A 4,040-nucleotide genomic window follows, 5' to 3' on the forward strand; every position below is an offset into this window, starting at 1 on the left:
GCATTCCTATAATCTGTAAATCGTTTGTCATCTATCCTATGAAGGACGATATATGATTTGTAACCATGTTTCTGAGACACCTTAAATGGTATCATTCCCGGTGGCTTTACAAGATCAACATAATCGGTAAACCCCATCAAAGTGACAAACTTCCTTTTCATATTTCAAATTTTATTTACCTGTGTGAATAATTCTCAATCTTGTATGAAGGTGTTCGAAAAATGTATGTAATACAAGTATTTTACTATTAATACTATCTCTCAACTCTCCCGAATTCTTCAGACGGTAGTGTATATTTGAGATGTAGATGTTTTTCCCGAAATGTCTTTTCACAACTAATCTTGATTGCCTGTACAAAAGATTTTATAATTGAGATATACAGCAACTTTTTGAACACCTTCAACTTACAGACTCTACTCAATAAAGAACTTTGAAAGACTTAACCTATCAGTCCAATTCACTGTAAGAATTTATAATAGTATTCACAATTCTATCCCAATTCATTTCAGTTTCCACAAAGTTTTTAGCATTCTTGCCAAACTCCTCAATCTTTTGCGGGTTGTTTAATAAGAAAATTATTGACGACTTAATTCCTTCTTTAATGGAATGTACACTGCCTCCATCTATGAGCAAGCCCGTACGCTTATCTTCAACTATTTCAGGAAGAGCACCTAAATTTGTTGCTATAACAGGTTTTGAAAAGTGATAAGCAATACCTACAACACCACTTTGAGAAATCTCAGTATAAGGCAAAACTACTACATCAGCCCACTTGTAGAGTTGTCCTCCCTCATTCCAGGGAATATACCTTAACCTTATCTCAACGATATCTTTAAGGCGCTCATCACCCGAAAGTTTGTTTATCTTATCAACCAACTCATTGTAACCAAATCCTGAACCAACTTTACCAGCAACTATCAACTTGAGATTTTTGTAACCTTCTTCCACAAGTTCCAATACTGCTTCAAGTAATATATCCACCCCCTTCCTAGGAGCAATCCATCCAAAAAACAGAATGTTTAAAGTATTCTTATCTTTAACAACATTACTACTGTCTTTTGAATAGTATTCAAACAAATACGAGTTATGATTACCCATTACTATTGAAACTACAAAATCGTCACTAACCTTATATTTTCTAACGAACTCCTCTTTTAACACCTTACCGTGAACGAATATTTTTCTTGACTTCCTTCTTAATATGTACCTGACTACCATTTTCTTAAGGTTCTCATCACCAGGATGTATTATAACATCGTGAAAAGTAGTAACTATCCTAGCTTTTGAAAACAAGAAAATTATAAGCATTAGTATAGAAACATTATCAACACCGTCGTTGAAATGAACGATATCTGGTTTAAAGCTGATAATTCTATGTATGGTTCTAAGCAAACCAAAAGGTTCTCTCGGTATCTTAAAGACAGATAGATTCTGACTTAAGAATGGTTCAATCTCATTATACGAAGATTCCTTCAATACAATTCCAACTTCCACCCCTTTCCTTGATAGAGCATTAGCCATCTGGACTGAATAATCCTCAGGAATACCCGAAGGCACAATCAAAACTCTCATAAACTCCTCCTAAATATCAAACTATGAGCAAATTTAATAACCTCCATCGCAAAATAGTCTCTAGTAATAAGGTTTACACCAAAATATATCACCCCTCCTATTGTGGTGTAAGTAATGATTTTTATTAACGGAGAGTCAATGATTACTAATTTACCAAACAATAACAAAACTACGAACATAATTAGTCCTATTCCCAGATATTTGAGACTTCTTACTGAAAAGATATTTTTTAAACCGACTTCTTTGGTAGAAATAACATATAACCAAAAATGAACTATTTCAGAAATTATTCTAGCTATAGCAGCACCTATGTAGTTGTAAGAAGGTATTAATATAGCATACAAGATTAAAGAAATTATTATGGTAGGTGTTACCACAAACTTTATATATTTCTTTTCACCTCCAGTGTAATATAGATACTGACTTAATACAGATAAGATAGGAGTCGTAATGAAAATACCTGAAATGATAATCAATACAGGAACAGAAGATATAAAATCCATCCCAGATACAACGACTACAACCTCTCGTGACAGAATAAGTATGCCAAAGAGTATCGGGGCCGATAGAAACCAAGCAAACTCTATTGACTTTCTAACAAAGTTTCTAATCTCCTCTTTATTCATTGATTCAGAATAGTAAGCTATTCTAGGAGCAATAACACTAGAAAAGGACAAAACAAGACTCTGAAATAACAATACTATTTTCAATCCTACAACATAAAATCCAACACTTTCATAGTTAGACAAGAAACCTAAAGTAGTCACATCCAAATTCAGATAAGCTCTAGTCAAAAAGCTCACTATCAAAGTTAGAACTAGAGGCTTGATATGCTGTAGTAGATCTATATCTGATAGATATAGACTCGCATATCTGCGATAGAAGAAAGGATTTATAAGGTATGATACCAGACCACCTATAAAGAGGCTCAGAAACGCATATAGAATGTAATCCTGCTCTTTTGTAACGAGAAGTAGAAGAAGAACTACACCTATCAATCTAGTTATTATCATCCTGATGGAAACATAAGAATAATTCTCACGAGATATAAAGAGCCAATCAAAACCTAATGTGAATATAATTATGTTCAATCCTACGACATAAAAAAGTAATCTCTCAGACTTAAACTTGTCAAAAAGTTCCACTGTTATTACAAACAAGATTAGTAAAGAAAATACTAAGAAAGTGTTAATTATAACCAGTTCCGAAAATCTTTTGTTGAAAAGCACTTGATTATCTCTTACTTTTGATAATTCTCTAACACCATAAGGATAGATACCAAAGTGGAAAAACAATGTGAAGAATTCCACTATAGAGTTAGCAAAATTCACTTTACCAATACTTTCAGGTCCAAGCACCCTAGTTACATAAGGGAATGTTACTAGAGGGATAAGCAAACTAGAAAAGTTCATCAAAAGATTGTATATGTAGTTCTTCTTTATCAACGACATAATTATATCAAGGCCTTAATTTTAAAAAAACATAGATCTATCCTATCAAAAATCCACAATCTACTTTCCAGATAATACTCAAGACAATTCTAAGAAACAATTGAACTAGAAAAAGAGTTTATAAAATATAAAAAATTTTCGTCAGAAACGATGAAATGCCTAATAGTCTTCTCTGGTAACACTATAAGTGGAGCGGAATACGTTCTACAAAACTATTTGAGAAACACAAAATATACAAATACTGAGTTTCTGGCAATATGTCCAGACAGTAAAACAAAAGAGTTTCTAGTCAATTCAGGATTAAACCCCAAAAACATCTTCATGTCACCTTTTCTGTTACAACTAGGTGTCAAAAAATCCAAATCTTTCTTAAAGGTTCTTCTACTGCTAACCAAGATAGTCCTAGTAATGATAGGTAGAATAACTGTTCAAATACTATCAATGTTAAAGAAAGTGGATGTTATACTCGGAAAGAATACTTATGACTGCTTATATATGCCATTTATAAATGGTAAAAAGAAAGTAGTATTACACATTCATGATATACTAGATAATAGTTTCATGTCAAACTACATAAGGAAGATAATTCAGAAAAGAATAAATACCGTAATTGCAGTTTCAAATGAGGTCAAAAAATCCTTAGGAGAAAAACTAAAGGATAAAGTAGTGGTTATCTATAATGGTATTGAAACTTCAAATATTCATAGGCAGGGAGACTACGAAAATAAACTAGTTTGGATAGGAAGCCTTGAAGGAAGAAAAAACCCTCTTGAGTTTGTGGAGATAATCCAAAATCTAGTTCAAAACGGAGTAAAGATAAAAGGAGTTATGGTTTATAAATACTACGAAGAAGAATACTCAAGGATAATACAAGATGCTGTCAAAGACAAAGATTATATTGAAATAAAGCATAATATACCAAGACATTCTGTAATTGAAGAGATAAAAAAGTCTCTTGCACTAGTGATAACGAGCAAAGTAGACCCTTTACCTACTGTAATACTGCTGTCTCTTATA

General features: G+C 32.5%; 3 protein-coding genes. 1 reads left to right on the plus strand and 2 read right to left on the minus strand.

Annotated features, from left to right (window positions below; all coding sequences use genetic code 11):
- Positions 1 to 447: 447 nt before the first annotated feature.
- Positions 448 to 1,572 carry a glycosyltransferase family 4 protein gene (locus N2712_07775; GenBank protein MCX8029874.1) on the minus strand — a complete coding sequence of 375 codons (1,125 nt, stop codon included), beginning with the start codon at positions 1,570 to 1,572 and terminating at the stop codon, positions 448 to 450.
- Positions 1,569 to 3,023 carry an oligosaccharide flippase family protein gene (locus N2712_07780; GenBank protein MCX8029875.1) on the minus strand — a complete coding sequence of 485 codons (1,455 nt, stop codon included), beginning with the start codon at positions 3,021 to 3,023 and terminating at the stop codon, positions 1,569 to 1,571. The genes N2712_07775 and N2712_07780 overlap by 4 nt, the downstream gene beginning before the upstream one ends.
- Positions 3,024 to 3,173: 150 nt before the next feature.
- Between N2712_07780 and N2712_07785 the strand changes: the two genes are divergently transcribed.
- Positions 3,174 to 4,040: glycosyltransferase (locus N2712_07785; GenBank protein ID MCX8029876.1), on the plus strand; the 867-nt coding region annotated here is incomplete at its 3' end.

The organism is Brevinematales bacterium, assembly GCA_026415355.1.
Lineage (GTDB): Bacteria > Spirochaetota > Brevinematia > DTOW01 > DTOW01 > SKYB106.